The sequence below is a fragment of the Thermococcus barophilus MP genome (assembly GCF_000151105.2).
GTDB classification, from domain to species: Archaea; Methanobacteriota_B; Thermococci; order Thermococcales; family Thermococcaceae; genus Thermococcus_B; species Thermococcus_B barophilus.
Genome location: NC_014804.1, coordinates 952,291 through 965,519, shown reverse-complemented (window position 1 = coordinate 965,519; position 13,229 = coordinate 952,291). Strand labels below are relative to the sequence as shown.

Below are 13,229 nucleotides of genomic sequence, written 5' to 3'. Positions count from 1 at the left end.
CAAAGTTAAAACTCTACTTGGGATTAAAAAGTTTATGTCGCTTTTTCTGTTTGTAACTTTCCAATTATTACTTTGGAGCAAAAGGTTTATTATAATTCAGGAACTTAGTAATAATGGGTGAAACTGATGAAGAAACGTTATGCGCTCGCATTCTTCCTCATGATCGTCATCTTTGCAAATTATGCAAGTGCCGTGTATGTGGAAATGTGGAGTTATGACTTAAACAGTGGATTAAGATGGCCTGAAAGGGAGGTTTCAAAAATTGTATTGCTTGGTAATTATGCCCTTCCAGTTGCCTGTAGGCTCTTTGAGTTTGATAAAGTGTGGGTGTTCAATGAAAGCGGTCTGGTGGCTGAATTTCAGCTTCAAAACCCAATACGTGTGAGGTCTCAGGAGGAATGTAACAGCATATCCTTTGCTTACCGAAATGGTACCCTTTCCGTGCTTTACGGTAATGAAACATGGGCAAATTTTACAATAACTTTGAATGTCAAAAACGTTAATCCTCCAAATCTGAAAGTTAGCTATGGGGGTTCAGGGATAGTTGAACTGCCGCTCGGTCAGCCAAGTGGCTATGTTGAGATAACCACAGAACATGGAGATACTCAGAGAATAACGCTCCCATATCCGGTTGGTGCTGTTGCTTTGATAAAAAACGGCATCTTCATTGGGACAAAGGGCTATGAATATTTCAACCGCGCCGGAACGTGGGGCGAAATGGGACCATTTTATGCATATGTTGGGATAGTCTACTTCTTTAAAGACGTTCCCGGAGGATATTTGTCCATAAAGTCCAACGTCAAAGCTAAAGTTTTTGTTGATGGAAAAGATAAAGGATGGGCTCCCGCTGTAGTTCCGTTGCCTGCTGGAGAACATGATGTTAGGGTTGTATCCTTTGGAGTTCCAAAAGAATACCGCGTAGAGATAGAGGAGAACAAAACCACGGCACTAAACGTCACGTATCAGACCGGCTACTTGGAAGTTTTCCTGCCGGTTCATGCATGGGTTAAAGTGGATGGGATAGTCATAGGCGACTCCAGCCAGAGAATAGAGCTTCCAGCTGGCAATCATACCGTTACGATTTTCTGCATCGGATGCCCTGACGAGAAATACAGCGGCATAAAAGCGAACTTTCAGGTGGCGGTTAAAGCTGGAAAAACAACAAGGCTGGAGATCGCGAAAGAGATGCTTGGGATAGGAACCCCTGAGAGTAAGAATACACGAAAGTTATCTTACATCACGAGCATAATTCAAATTGAAAGTGATAACCCTACAATGACAGTTACATTAACTCAAACACAACCGCAAGAGAACAGAATGTATTCAAAGCTTATTACACTTTTTGCTGTGGTTATTTTAGTGGAACTTGGAATTTATTTACTTCTCAGGAGGAGGTAACATGAAAAAGCTTGCTTTGCTCCTGCTGTTGCTGGTATGCTCATCCCAAGCAGGCGCTGTTTATGTGGAAATGTGGGAAAAGAAAGTTGATGGCATCGAGGGCGGCTTTCCCATGATTATGCCAGAAATAATTGCAGTTGGAAACTACTTCATACCTCTCCGCATTATCGCGGGTTTTTATATCTTCAATGAGAGTGGCGTTGTTTACGAAAATAAATTCCTCTCCATTGCCAGGGTTGTGAAGAAAGACGATTTATTGCTCATAAGCTTTTATGATTCCGCTGTTCTCTTCAATTTCTCCAAAAGAATCGTAAGAAAGACACTCGTCCACGAGAGATACATAATGGGTGTTACATTTCTGGGCAATAATCCGGTAACCTTAAGCCGAAACGGAAAAGTTAAGGTTTTTGATACCAATGGAAGTCTGTTGTGGAGCAGAGAATTTAGGTATGCACAGTGGATTACTGCATGTTCAGGGAAGCTTGTCGTATATGGATTTGCTGGCAATGGATCGCAGGTTGTTGTTTTTGACAACTCTTCAGAGCTGAGATTAAGGTTTGATGAATTTGTTGATGGGGCAGAATGTGCTGGAAACAGTCTGATAATCTTGGAGAGAAACCGCTCAGTCTCACGGGTGATGTCCTATTCTCTGAACGGGACTCTAAGGTGGATTAAGGATTTTGGTAAGCCTTACATAAGGGTTCATGCAGTCTCAAACAGAATATATGTGTCGGACTGGACAAATGATGTGCTCATGATTTTTGATTTGAACGGAAACCTTTTGGCCAATTTGAGGATTTCGAGGATTAATCTGCTGGGTGCAAGTCCAACAAGCTATGAGATAACGGAAAAAGGGATAATCATGGTCTGGAATGATAGAGTCGAAGTCTATTCAAACGATGGTAGGCTTATAAAAAATTTAAGCATAAGCGTTGGAAAAGGACAGATCTTCGGAGCCCAAGTGTATAATGGCACAGTTTTAGTTTATGGGGGTTCTCCAAGTGTTGGATTTCCGATAGAGAAGCCTTACGGGTTTGTACTGCTGTTAAAAGATAACAGAAGTGAACTGATTGAATTTCCCGGCCCAGTTGGATTTGCTGGATTTTTCAGGGGAAATCTGGTTGTCATAACAATAGGCTATCTCCAAGAGAGGCTGGACACTCCAACCAGGGACTTTGCTTATATTCCGGATTACCGTGTTGTGCTCCTGAAGAAAGCTCCTGGAGGTTATATAAACATCACTTCAAATCTCGAAGGAAAGGTGTATATTGATGGAAAGTTTGCAGGAGAAACTCCCCTAAGGACGGGACTTGAAAGGGGCAGGCATAACATAACGGTTGTAGCTTTTGGAAAAATGAAGAGCAAAGTCATTGATGTTAATGATTATGACATGAACATAACTTTTAAGTTCGCCGCCGGTGTTCTGAATGTTTCTTCAGCTGTAGAGGCTTGGCTGAAAACAGACAACAAGTCTTTGGGGAAAGGTCCGGGTGAGTTTTATCTTCCCCCCGGAAATTACAACATAACTTTTTACTGCTTCGGATGTCTTGGCAGGATGTCTTATTTCGGAGAGCTGTATTATGGGGTCAGAATAAAAGAAAATGAGACCACCATGATCTTTATCAACACCTCTATCCTGAAAAACCCAATTGGATACCTGATGCTTCCCTGTAATATAACAGAAGTGGCCATTGATGGTAAACCTTTGCGAAACATCTTTATGCTGCCATTAAGTGCAGGGGAGCATGAGATAGAACTTTACGGGAGAGCTCTTAGAGTGAGCCTCAAGGAGAATGAAGTTCTTGTCCTTAAGCTTGACCGTTCAAGAAGGACATATACCACAACGGTAGCCATAACGAGAGCTTCAGAACTTCAAAGGGTTTTTGGGTTTGAAGTTGTGCTTGCTTTGTTCCTTGCACTTCTGGTTTTTAGGGAAGTTATGAGGGAGAAACAATAACCTCTGGATTAGTCAGTTTTTAACTTACATCTTTTTTGTGAACAAATATCCAGCAATCAAAAACACACTGATCAGAACGCTTTCAATCATACTAATTGGGGAGTAGTATGTTTCCATTAGAGAGCTCAGCAGAAATTTTGTCGTGGAATACATTATGGGGAGAAGTATCAACACAACTAAAGGAACTTCTGCATTCTTTAAATTCAGTTTTCTCTCAATTGTTATTCCTAACAATCCAAGCCCAGTGCCTGTAAAAAGATAGGGAAGCAGAAATGCTGTAAAAGCTAAAGCACTGCTGGTGTTTGGATACACCGTCCCAAACGCTTGAATGCAGAGGTACTCAAAATTCAGGTAGACGTTTATAATTCCAAATACGGCAATTACAATTCCCAGTAAAATAAAAATTCGTCCTATTCTCCGATTTGTCCTTTCATAATCTCTTAAAGTCTTTTCCCAGTTCATTATTTACCCCCCAACTATAATCCTAACCCTTTCCCAGCTCTTCCAGCCTTCATCTGCAAAGGCTATTATGAAGAGCGGGCAGAACAAAGAATCCTTCTCTGCTGTTATTTGAACTTTAAACTCTGCACTTCCATTAACTGGAATTTCGAATACTTCTGGTGTAATCTGGATTTTCAGACCTTCTGGTTCATAAAGGCTTCTCCTTAAGTACGACCACTCCCACTCTTCTCTATCCGGTCCACAATAAGCTTCAAGCCTTACTTTGCCGGCATTTACGCCTCTTGTATAGTTAAACTTCCATGGAGCAGGGAGAATTCTTCCTTCAACTGTTATCGTTTCATTTTGCTTTAATCTGACCTCATAGTGGCTCAGAAGGATGTTTTTAACGTTTATTAAATCATAAAGGTCATGTTGAGGGAAAATTCCTTGTGTTATTTCTCCGGGATATATGTAAAGAGGAACTCCCGGGACTCTTTCGTGAACTTCTCCTCTCGCGATTATTCTACCCCTGTATGTGTAGAATACTGGAGCGTACTGGTACTTTATTTTTGCCTGTACTTCTCTAAGTTTTTCATTGTGTATAATGACTCTTCCTTCATTTCTATCTGCCGGTTCAATCTCAAGGATTAATGCTCCTTTCTCGAATTCCCAGCCTTTGAGAGTGTAATTTTCAGGAAGATGAACAACCGCAAGCTCTGTGAAGTTGTATGGAGATGCAATGTAAATCAAATCTTCTCCCTTTATCGGTAACTCATGCCAGAAGCGAAGAACAGCTCTAAATTTATCTCCATTAACTCTCACATACATTGGATTATTTTTCAAGTCTTCATCTATGAGTGTCCATATCCTATCCTTAACTGTTATTATATTAATCTCATCACTTCTCTCTACTAACTCGAATTCAAAAGATCCGTGTTTGTAGCCGAGGTATTCTAAACTTCCGGGGTAGTACACCTCGAGGTATATGTTGTTAGGCTTTAAGAGGAGGAATGAGACAGCCGCAAAAGCTGCAAGGATAGATAGAGCTTTGAGAGCTCTACCCATTTATTGATTCCCCATACAACATATGTTCGTTATCCTATTAAAACTTTATGTCAAAATTAAAGTCCCAAAAGGATAAACAAAAAGAATATTGATCGGATATCTGAGAAGCAGAAAACAGGAAGTAAGAAAAAGGAAATCACTCTTTCCTCTTGCTTGCCTTCCATCTGCTCCATCTGTACAGAGCGGCTAATGACTTGATGGCCCTCTCCGGTTCTGGATATGCCGGGATTCCGTTCTCGTTGAGAATGTCAATTGCTTCCTTTGCCTCAATTCCACCCACGATTGCAACAACTATTGGCTTCTTCTTTCCGCTCTTTTCGTACTCATCAATTACTATTCTTGCTAAATCTCTTGGATCTAAAACAGCGGTCTGACAGTAGAGAACAGCTATTGCATGCATCTCTGGATGAGCTAAAGCATCTCTAACAGCACCTTCATAAGCCTTTGCATCTGCCATACCGGTCAAGTCAACCGGGTTCTTGTAGCTTCCGAATGGTGGCATGTGATTTGCAAAGACCTTAAGCTCCTCAAGGTTGTCGTAGAGCTTTAATCCTTCCTCTTCGGCTGCATCTGTTGCCATGACTCCAATTCCACCGCCGTTCGTGATGATGACGACATTCTCCCCTGGTGGTTCTGGTAAGTTGCTGAGTGTTCTTGCCCAGTCGAAAGCTTCGCCAATTGTTAATGCTCTCAGAACACCACTCTGCTTGAATGCTGCGGTGTAAATGCTATCAGCACCTGCCAATGAACCAGTGTGTGATGCTGCCGCCTTTGCACCTCTCTCACTTCTTCCAGCCTTGATGACTATAATTGGCTTTTTCATGCTGACCTCTTTTGCAGCCTTCATGAACTTCCTACCGTCTTTGACGCCTTCCATGTAGATGAGGATTGCCTTTGTGTTTTCATCATCCTTAAAGTACTCCAAGAGGTCAGCATCGTCAATATCGCTCTTGTTTCCAATACTGACAACTGCTGAGAGACCAACTTTCTCAAGAATTGTCCATCCCATAAGGGCTATACCGAGAGCACCGCTCTGGCTGATTAACGCTAAGCTGCCTGGCATGACATCTGTTGGACCGAAGGTTGCGTTGAGCTTTGCTGGTGTGTAAACGACACCAAAAATGTTTGGACCGAGAATCCTCATTCCATACTTATGAGCTGTCTCTACAAGCTGTTCTTCGACTTTCTTGCCTTCTGGCCCAAGTTCACCAAATCCTGAGCTTATGATTGGTAATACTTTAACCCCTTTCTTTCCACATTCCTCGACAACCTGTGGAACAAACTTGGCAGGAACAACGATAACTGCCATATCAACCTCATCGGGAACATCAAGAATACTCTTGTAGACCTTGAACTTTCTCCCGCTTATCTCAATTTCTCCCCCTTTGATGTTAACTGCATAGATTTTCCCTTCGTAACCGTACTCGATGAGGTTCTTCATGATTGCATAGCCTATCTTTCCTGGCTTTCCAGAAGCTCCAATGACGGCAACGCTCTTTGGCTTGAATAGTGCCTCAATACTCATTTCCTTCACCCCAATAAACTTTACAAAGGTTAATCTGAAAAATCAGTTATAACTTTTCTCTTATTGATTTGCCGACTTGTGTATCGGCGTTCGTTAAAAGAACTAATGGTTTTGAACGATTGTTGGATAATAAGAGGAGAAGATTTTAAAGTCAAAGACAGAAAATAAAAGTGATGATGATCCTTCCCCTCATCTGAGGGGTGATGAGCACACCGGTAGGCTGATGAAAATGGCAAAGATGGAAGAAGAGAAAGTCGCCCAATATACTCAGGTTCACAAAGCCTTCAGAAAGACCCTTGAGATATGCTTTGATATGGTGGTTATGGTATTCTTGTTTTTCATACTATATCTTACCATGTACTCCATTTATTTGAACTTCAAGCTCACATACAAAGTTGCCGAGCCTAAGCTGTTGATTGCAAATGTCCTCGTTACGATAATCCTCATAGAAACCTATAGAATTCTGATAATCTACTTAAGACAGCACCGAGTTAGCCTGACCCACATATTGGAAGTTGGAATAGTTGCTCTCATTCAAAAGCTTGTTGTTGCTTCCGATTTTAGAGAGCTGGATGCCATAAAGCTCTTTGCAATCGCAGGCCTTATATTTGTGTTAGGATATCTATACATTAAGATAGGTGAGGAGTGATGGGAGTTCAGATAGGTGAGCTTGTTCCAAGAAAAGAAATTGAGATTGAAAATCTAAACGGAAGGAAGATAGCCATTGATGCTTTAAATGCAATTTATCAGTTCCTCTCCATTATCAGACAAAGAGATGGAACACCTCTCATGGACTCTAAGGGGAGGATAACTTCACATCTTTCTGGGCTGTTCTACAGGACGATAAACCTCATGGAAGCAGGAATAAAGCCAGCTTATGTCTTTGATGGAAAGCCGCCAGAATTCAAGAAGAAGGAGCTTGAAAAAAGAGCGGAAGCAAGGGAAGAAGCTGAGGAAAAGTGGCAGGAGGCTTTAGCAAGAGGTGATCTGGAGGAGGCAAAGAAATATGCCCAGAGAGCTTCAAGGGTGAATGAGCAGCTGATAGAGGATGCTAAAAAATTGTTAGAGCTTATGGGCATTCCATGGGTGCAGGCTCCGAGTGAAGGTGAGGCTCAAGCGGCTTATATGGCATCAAAGGGTAAAGTCTGGGCTTCAGCTTCTCAGGACTATGACTCACTTTTGTTTGGAGCACCAAGGCTTGTTAGGAATTTGACAATAACGGGCAGAAGAAAGCTTCCCGGAAAAGATGTTTATGTTGAAGTAAAGCCAGAGCTAATTGTTTTGGAAGAAGTTCTAAAAGAACTGAAAATTGACAGGGAAAAGCTCATAGAACTTGCTATTCTGGTTGGAACGGATTATAATCCAGGTGGCATTAAGGGAGTTGGTCCAAAGAAAGCTCTGGAGATTGTCAGATATTCAAAAGATCCCCTAAAGAAGTATCAGAAGATGAGCGACGTTGATTTATATGCAATCAAGGAGTTCTTCCTAAATCCCCCTGTTACGGATGATTACAAGCTCGTCTGGAAGATGCCAGATGAAGAAGGCATTTTAAAGTTCTTATGTGATGAGCACGATTTCAGCGAGGAAAGAGTAAAGAACGGTCTCGAAAGGCTGAAGAAAGCAATAAGAGCCGGAAAACAGTCAACTTTGGAGAGCTGGTTCATGAGAAAGAAATGATTTCCCTTTATTCTTTGAATCATAATACCGGTTTAGTATTTGAGCATTTAATCGACTTGTAAGCTCAAAAAAGTAAAAAGTACTCAGAGTGTTATTTTCAGTCCAAGCTTTTCTACTAATTCTTTGTATCTGTTTCTAACGGTTACTTCAGTAACCCTTGCAACTTCAGCAACTTCCCTCTGGGTTCTCTTCTCACCTTCAAGCAGAGAAGCAATGTACAATGCGGCAGCAACTAATCCAGCTGGACTTTTGCCACTCGTTAGTCCTCTATTATAAGCCTCTTCCAAAAGCTCAATTGCCCTTCTTCTTACTTTTTCACTTAAGCCAAGCTCGTCAGCAAACTTGTTCACGTAATCAGTTGGCTTAACAAAGAGCTTCTTTGGAGTCAAGTTAAGATTCCTTGCAATGAATCTGAAGCTTCTTCCAATTTCCTTTTTATCAACTCTTGCAATGTCGGCAATCTCATCAAGCGTCCTCGGAATCTTTAAGAGCCTGCAGGCGGCATAAACGCAGGCAGCAATAACACTCTCAATGGATCTCCCCCTGATAAGTCCCCTCCTCACAGCCTCTCTATAAAGTCTTGCCGCTTCTTCCTCAACATGCTTCGGAAGCTTGAGTTGTGAGGCAATTCTGTCAAGCTCGCTGAGAGCGAAGGCGAGATTACGCTCGGCGGCATCACTGACTCTCAAGCGAGACTGCCACTTTCTCAAACGGTACATCTTTTCTCTCATCAAGCCGGTAATATTCCTGTCGCTCCCGATGTCTGTGGATAAACCTTTATCGTGGAGCAGAATGCTCTCAGGTGCGCCAGTTCTTGAACGCTTTTCCCTCTGAGAAGCATCAAAAGCACGCCATTCCGGTCCCATATCAACTATATTTTCTTCTATGACGAATCCGCATTTGGAACAAACAATTTCTCCATGCTCGGGATCATAAATGAATTCAGTTGAACCACAAACTGGGCAGACCCTACGCTTTTCCACTTTGACACCCCCATCTGCGGGTTACGGTTAATAAATTCATACTATATAAAATTAACCAAACTTTGATACGAACTTTGCCACCCATGCAAGGTCCTCTTTTTTAAATGTCATCCTTTCCAAAATTCTAACTTCTGTATCCTCTTCATCTTCCTCTATAATGTTAACATAAACCCAGAGGAATACGGGATCGTTTTCATCTCCAAGCAGTAGATTGCGGTATAGAATATCAACAGTACCGTCACCATTCTTCTTGGCGGAGAGCGGTTTCCAGGTCTCTAAGCTAATCTCACCTTTTTCGTTCAGCTCTTTTATGACCCTCTTGATATCCATGCTCTTCCCACTCGCCTTTGTTTATTTACACACAAAAGGTATATAAATTTTAAGGATGTCAAATTGGGAAAGTATGTCTCTCACTACCATTTAATCCTAAATTCTCTCCTTGTTCTCGCATCAATCTGAGCCAAAATTTTCTTGAGCTTTGCATCATCTATTTTTTCCCTGATCTGTCCAGCTTGATAAAGCTGAACCAGTATAAGCTCAACCTGCTGTGCAAGTTCTGGTCTGACAAGTTTAACTCTTGAAAGCCTTTCCCTTGCTTCTGGAGTAAGGATTCTCCTTAGAATTGCCTGTATTTGGGCTTCAAGTTCAGCTTGCTGTCTTGCGGCTTCTTCTTGAGCTTTTTGCTGCTCGGCAAGCCTTCTCTGTAGCTCCATGAGCTTTCTCTTTCTAATCTCTTCAATGTCCTCAGCCATTTCTATCACCTCGCCAAGAGGATTTATGATAAGATGGTTAAAAAGTTATTGCAGAGATTGCAAAAGATTTAAACTGTTGGTGCACACTATATGTTAGGGTAAAAATGAAAAAGTTTAAAGAGGTAATTATGGAAAATAGAAAAGTAGTAGAGAAATGTATGACAGTGATTTTGCTTTCCATGTTATTGCTGTCACCAGTGAGTGCGCATTCAACGGCATGGTGTGAAGACTGCCATCAGGTTCTCGTTGCAAATGAAGGACTCTTTGCTTACAATGGTAGTGATTTTATAGATTTAACGTGGCACTTGGAAGCTGGAATAAGTGATCCTTTGGACATTCGAGAGTTCATTTCAAACTTAGGAGTTACTACTGTTGGGGATGTGGTTTTAGTCTATTCCAATTACCACGATTCCATATACATGGGAATTTATAACGGCAGTATTCCGATTAGGATGAAGCCTGTTGTAGGGTGGTATTCTTGGAAGCCAAGAGATTTTGTATTCTACAGTGGCAGTGTTTTCTTTGTGGCTGAAACAGGCAGCGGACCTCATTATGCAAGCGATTCGGTTTTTCAGTTGAACCCAAGAACACTCAAAGTTGAGAAAACGTGGAGTCTTGCCTGGAACGCTAGAAATACCATAGCTCCAGAGAACGCTGGTAATACTCCCTATGCTTGGGTCCATCTTGGATTGGATGATAACGGGAAGTTGTGGGCAAAGGTTGATATGATATTTCCAAACACAACCGTTTACTATCTTTACGATGGGACAAATTTCGTCATGACCAACGAAACACCAAAGCTTCACCCATATGAGCCGCCGAACGGACCATTTAAAATTGAAATTCAGAGGGGCTTAATGTATTATCTTCCAAAATTTCCTCCTGTGTACGTTCCGACTCGCTACATCCTTATAGAAAATGATAGAAGGAAGGACGTTACAGATGAGATAAAGAAGCTTGCTGAAAGCGTTGAGCCCCTGTATTCACTTATAGGCTTCTGGAATGAGGACGAGAAGGAATGGGTTGTTGTCTATGATCTCTACGGGCTTCCTCTGGCTTATGAAGTCAAAGGAAACTGCACAGTGCCTCTTGAGATTGATTATTTGCCCCTTGCCAGCTATCTGGGATATTATGTTGTCCTTGGCAATGGGACGCTAAGCTGGAAAAACTACACTGTAAAAACGCCAATGAGGATGTATTTTGGGCACAATACGAATTATCCATGGCGTAAAGGGTATGTTTCGCTGGAACTTTATCAGAAGAATGGACACCCGGTGATAGTGTTTCCTTGGGAAATATGGCACAATCAGACTCGGAAAGCGAAAAAAGGATACTTTGCTTATGAGATTACTGAAAGGGGCTTTGTAATAATTAACACGACTGACAAGAAAGAATTGGGTAAAAATCTAATTCCCTCAAGCGTGCTCATGGGCAAATGGAACAACGTAACAGGAACGCTTATAGTTGACATTCCAAACAAAACGGCTTTTCTCATAACAGATAAGGAGAAAATCCCAGTGAACTTTACTGTAGCTAAGAAAACTGAAAGTGTCGTCGTTGGAAATAGTACTTTCCTGTTTATAACATACTACGAAGCATTCATTCTGCCTCCATGGATAAAGCCGGTAAATGTGAATAGAATGCTAGAGTTGTATCGCGAGATGGATAGAAAATGTTTAGAAGAGGAAACCAAGGTTTCAAACGGGACAACAAAAAGCATCACATTTCTTACAGGAATTGCCACAATTGTAATTTTTGTAACACTCTGGAGGTTTTGGAAGAAAAAGGAGTGAGGATTTTGCGGTGAAAAATTCATAGACATAAAAAGATTCAAAAAGTTCAGTACTTCTTAAGCTCTGGGATGACTTCCTCAAGCTCCTTTTTAAGTTCGGTTGCCGCTTTGTCAAGGAAGCTTCTTCCCTTAGGTGTGACGATTCTTCCCTTACCTGGAACCTTCTCAATGAATCCTGCTGCTTCTAACTGCTGGAGAGCCTTTCTGATTATGCTTCCACTCCCCTTGTAAAACTTCTCTGGAGCGTGTCCTCTGTTCTTTCTTCCTCCATACCAAGTCCTGAGCCTCTCAATGCCAACAGGGCCATCGATGTATATCTTTCTAAAGACTGAAGCAACTCTATAATACCACCAGTCCTCTTGCTCTGGAAGTCTTTCCTTGTGTCTTCCTGTTTTGACAAATGGAGCCCACTCTGGTGGTTTAATCTCAGGTATCTCCTTCAACTTTTGAGCAACCCTCTCAACGAGCAAATCACCGGGAACATCATAAACTGTCGCCATCCTTAATCCCTCCCTTTCTTGAACTTCTTTCTGAATTGAGCGATATCGAGCCTGACCTTTTTAACGGGCTTCTCCTCCCGCTTCTCCTTTGAGAGTTCCTTAAGCTTAAGCTTCCTTAAATACTTTTCCCATCCCTCTCTCGGACGGAATAATATAAATCTTTTGCCTCTTACTTCAATCAGCTCGCTGTCAGTTAGTTCGGCAACCTTCTCAGCTATCCGCTTTCTGTCCATTCCCGTTGCAATAAGTGCCCCTTTTCTTATTTCCACCTTGAGAATACCGTCTTTCTTGAGCTGGGTGTTGATTTCGTTAATCACACCCTCCTCTAACCCTTTCTTTCCAATCCATGCTTTAGGTTGAATATCGTAATATTTGGCTCTTATAGCCCTTCTCACCTTTCCAGGTAGGCGTTTTTCCATATCTCTCACCTCAAATCTCAACCTCTCGCAAAGAGGCAAAAGAGTTTATAAGGGTTTGGCTTTTAAAGGTTGCCGTGGGGAAGATGGAAGTCTATCACCTCTACAGCGGAGGCAAAGATTCATCTTTAGCTGCTTGGATTCTGCAAAAATTGGGGTATGAGGTGAAGTTAGTCACGATAAGCTTTGGTCTTCTCGATAATTGGAAGTATGCAAAGGAAACTGCTGATAGGTTGGGATTTAATCACGAAGTTGTGGTTTTAGGTAGAGAAATTTTAGAAGAAGCTGCTGAGATGTGCATTAGGGATGGACATCCAAGTAATGCAATCCAGTTTATCCACGAAAAGGCTCTCGAAGAGATCGCAAGCCGTAAAGATGTTGAGAGAATAAGCGACGGCACAAGGAGAGATGACAGGGTTCCTTTTTTAGATTTGAGAAGGACAAGGAGCCTTGAAGATAGATTTAACGTTCAGTATATACGTCCTTTGCTTGGATTGGGCTACAAAACAATAAGGGAGCTTGCAGAAAAACTCTTCATCATTGAAATTAGGGAAAGCGAAAAACTAGAAAAGAGTGATTATGAAGTTGAGCTGAGACACCTCTTAAGGCTTAGGGGAATAGATCCACTGACAATATTCCCAAAGAGGCACTATCAGTCGAGAGTTTTGGGATGGAAGAAGCAAGATTTATAAAATGAAACTGAAATGTTAGCTCTGAAGTAAT

Annotated in this window: 14 protein-coding genes; 6 read left to right on the top strand and 8 right to left on the bottom strand. The window is 41.7% G+C overall.

What is annotated here, in order from left to right; translation table 11 throughout:
* Positions 1-126 precede the first annotated feature (126 nt).
* Positions 127-1,398: a PEGA domain-containing protein gene (locus TERMP_RS05510; RefSeq protein ID WP_013467380.1), complete on the top strand. Its 1,272-nt coding sequence runs from the start codon at positions 127-129 to the stop codon at positions 1,396-1,398.
* A 1-nt stretch (position 1,399) separates the two neighbouring features.
* Complete coding sequence (locus tag TERMP_RS05505; RefSeq protein ID WP_013467379.1) at positions 1,400-3,355, top strand: PEGA domain-containing protein; 1,956 nt, start codon at positions 1,400-1,402, stop codon at positions 3,353-3,355.
* Positions 3,356-3,379: 24 nt separating this feature from the next.
* On the opposite strand, the gene TERMP_RS05500 is transcribed toward TERMP_RS05505, so the two are convergent.
* The 3 genes from TERMP_RS05500 to acs form a co-directional block, all read right to left on the bottom strand.
* Positions 3,380-3,817 (bottom strand): hypothetical protein, encoded by a 438-nt coding sequence (locus tag TERMP_RS05500; RefSeq protein WP_013467378.1) that lies wholly within the window; start codon positions 3,815-3,817, stop codon positions 3,380-3,382.
* 3 nt (positions 3,818-3,820) lie between these two features.
* Positions 3,821-4,861 (bottom strand): hypothetical protein, encoded by a 1,041-nt coding sequence (locus TERMP_RS05495; protein ID WP_013467377.1) that lies wholly within the window; start codon positions 4,859-4,861, stop codon positions 3,821-3,823.
* A gap of 136 nt (positions 4,862-4,997) precedes the next feature.
* Entirely contained in the window at positions 4,998-6,386 is a 1,389-nt protein-coding gene (gene acs, locus TERMP_RS05490) for an acetate--CoA ligase alpha subunit (protein ID WP_013467376.1), read from the bottom strand.
* Between the two features lie 229 nt (positions 6,387-6,615).
* On the opposite strand from acs, the gene TERMP_RS05485 reads away from it, so the two are divergent.
* Both TERMP_RS05485 and fen read left to right on the top strand, forming a co-directional pair.
* Positions 6,616-7,035 carry a phosphate-starvation-inducible PsiE family protein gene (locus TERMP_RS05485; RefSeq protein ID WP_013467375.1) on the top strand — a complete coding sequence of 140 codons (420 nt, stop codon included), beginning with the start codon at positions 6,616-6,618 and terminating at the stop codon, positions 7,033-7,035.
* Positions 7,035-8,063, top strand: a complete 1,029-nt coding sequence (fen, locus tag TERMP_RS05480) for a flap endonuclease-1 (protein ID WP_013467374.1) — start codon at positions 7,035-7,037, stop codon at positions 8,061-8,063. Before TERMP_RS05485 ends, fen begins: the two co-directional genes overlap by 1 nt.
* An 83-nt stretch (positions 8,064-8,146) precedes the next feature.
* Here the strand turns inward: fen and TERMP_RS05475 are convergent, their stop codons facing one another.
* The 3 genes from TERMP_RS05475 to TERMP_RS05465 all read right to left on the bottom strand — a co-directional run bounded on the left by TERMP_RS05475 (position 8,147) and on the right by TERMP_RS05465 (position 9,798).
* The gene (locus TERMP_RS05475; protein ID WP_013467373.1) at positions 8,147-9,046 is read right to left on the bottom strand and encodes a transcription initiation factor IIB; all 900 of its coding nucleotides are present in this window, start codon (positions 9,044-9,046) and stop codon (positions 8,147-8,149) included.
* Between the two features lie 51 nt (positions 9,047-9,097).
* Positions 9,098-9,376: a hypothetical protein gene (locus TERMP_RS05470; protein ID WP_013467372.1), complete on the bottom strand. Its 279-nt coding sequence runs from the start codon at positions 9,374-9,376 to the stop codon at positions 9,098-9,100.
* 83 nt (positions 9,377-9,459) lie between these two features.
* Complete coding sequence (locus TERMP_RS05465; RefSeq protein WP_013467371.1) at positions 9,460-9,798, bottom strand: DNA-binding protein; 339 nt, start codon at positions 9,796-9,798, stop codon at positions 9,460-9,462.
* A gap of 104 nt (positions 9,799-9,902) precedes the next feature.
* Here TERMP_RS05465 and TERMP_RS05460 point away from each other — a divergent pair, with 104 nt between their 5' ends.
* Positions 9,903-11,591 carry a hypothetical protein gene (locus TERMP_RS05460; RefSeq protein WP_013467370.1) on the top strand — a complete coding sequence of 563 codons (1,689 nt, stop codon included), beginning with the start codon at positions 9,903-9,905 and terminating at the stop codon, positions 11,589-11,591.
* Between the two features lie 46 nt (positions 11,592-11,637).
* Here TERMP_RS05460 and TERMP_RS05455 read toward each other — a convergent pair whose 3' ends face one another.
* Both TERMP_RS05455 and TERMP_RS05450 read right to left on the bottom strand, forming a co-directional pair.
* On the bottom strand, positions 11,638-12,090 hold the full coding sequence (locus tag TERMP_RS05455; RefSeq protein WP_013467369.1) for a 30S ribosomal protein S19e: 453 nt from the start codon (positions 12,088-12,090) through the stop codon (positions 11,638-11,640).
* Positions 12,091-12,092: 2 nt separating this feature from the next.
* Positions 12,093-12,509 (bottom strand): YhbY family RNA-binding protein, encoded by a 417-nt coding sequence (locus TERMP_RS05450; protein ID WP_013467368.1) that lies wholly within the window; start codon positions 12,507-12,509, stop codon positions 12,093-12,095.
* An 83-nt stretch (positions 12,510-12,592) separates the two neighbouring features.
* Here TERMP_RS05450 and TERMP_RS05445 point away from each other — a divergent pair, with 83 nt between their 5' ends.
* Positions 12,593-13,198 (top strand): DUF7411 family protein, encoded by a 606-nt coding sequence (locus TERMP_RS05445; protein ID WP_013467367.1) that lies wholly within the window; start codon positions 12,593-12,595, stop codon positions 13,196-13,198.
* Positions 13,199-13,229 lie beyond the last annotated feature (31 nt).

Coding starts and splice junctions, on each gene's coding strand:
- TERMP_RS05510 (WP_013467380.1), top strand. CDS start 127: ATGAAGAAACGTTATGCGCTCGCATTCTTCCTCATGATCGTCATCTTT.
- TERMP_RS05505 (WP_013467379.1), top strand. CDS start 1,400: ATGAAAAAGCTTGCTTTGCTCCTGCTGTTGCTGGTATGCTCATCCCAA.
- TERMP_RS05500 (WP_013467378.1), bottom strand. CDS start 3,817: ATGAACTGGGAAAAGACTTTAAGAGATTATGAAAGGACAAATCGGAGA.
- TERMP_RS05495 (WP_013467377.1), bottom strand. CDS start 4,861: ATGGGTAGAGCTCTCAAAGCTCTATCTATCCTTGCAGCTTTTGCGGCT.
- acs (WP_013467376.1), bottom strand. CDS start 6,386: ATGAGTATTGAGGCACTATTCAAGCCAAAGAGCGTTGCCGTCATTGGA.
- TERMP_RS05485 (WP_013467375.1), top strand. CDS start 6,616: ATGGCAAAGATGGAAGAAGAGAAAGTCGCCCAATATACTCAGGTTCAC.
- fen (WP_013467374.1), top strand. CDS start 7,035: ATGGGAGTTCAGATAGGTGAGCTTGTTCCAAGAAAAGAAATTGAGATT.
- TERMP_RS05470 (WP_013467372.1), bottom strand. CDS start 9,376: ATGGATATCAAGAGGGTCATAAAAGAGCTGAACGAAAAAGGTGAGATT.
- TERMP_RS05465 (WP_013467371.1), bottom strand. CDS start 9,798: ATGGCTGAGGACATTGAAGAGATTAGAAAGAGAAAGCTCATGGAGCTA.
- TERMP_RS05460 (WP_013467370.1), top strand. CDS start 9,903: ATGAAAAAGTTTAAAGAGGTAATTATGGAAAATAGAAAAGTAGTAGAG.
- TERMP_RS05455 (WP_013467369.1), bottom strand. CDS start 12,090: ATGGCGACAGTTTATGATGTTCCCGGTGATTTGCTCGTTGAGAGGGTT.
- TERMP_RS05450 (WP_013467368.1), bottom strand. CDS start 12,509: ATGGAAAAACGCCTACCTGGAAAGGTGAGAAGGGCTATAAGAGCCAAA.
- TERMP_RS05445 (WP_013467367.1), top strand. CDS start 12,593: ATGGAAGTCTATCACCTCTACAGCGGAGGCAAAGATTCATCTTTAGCT.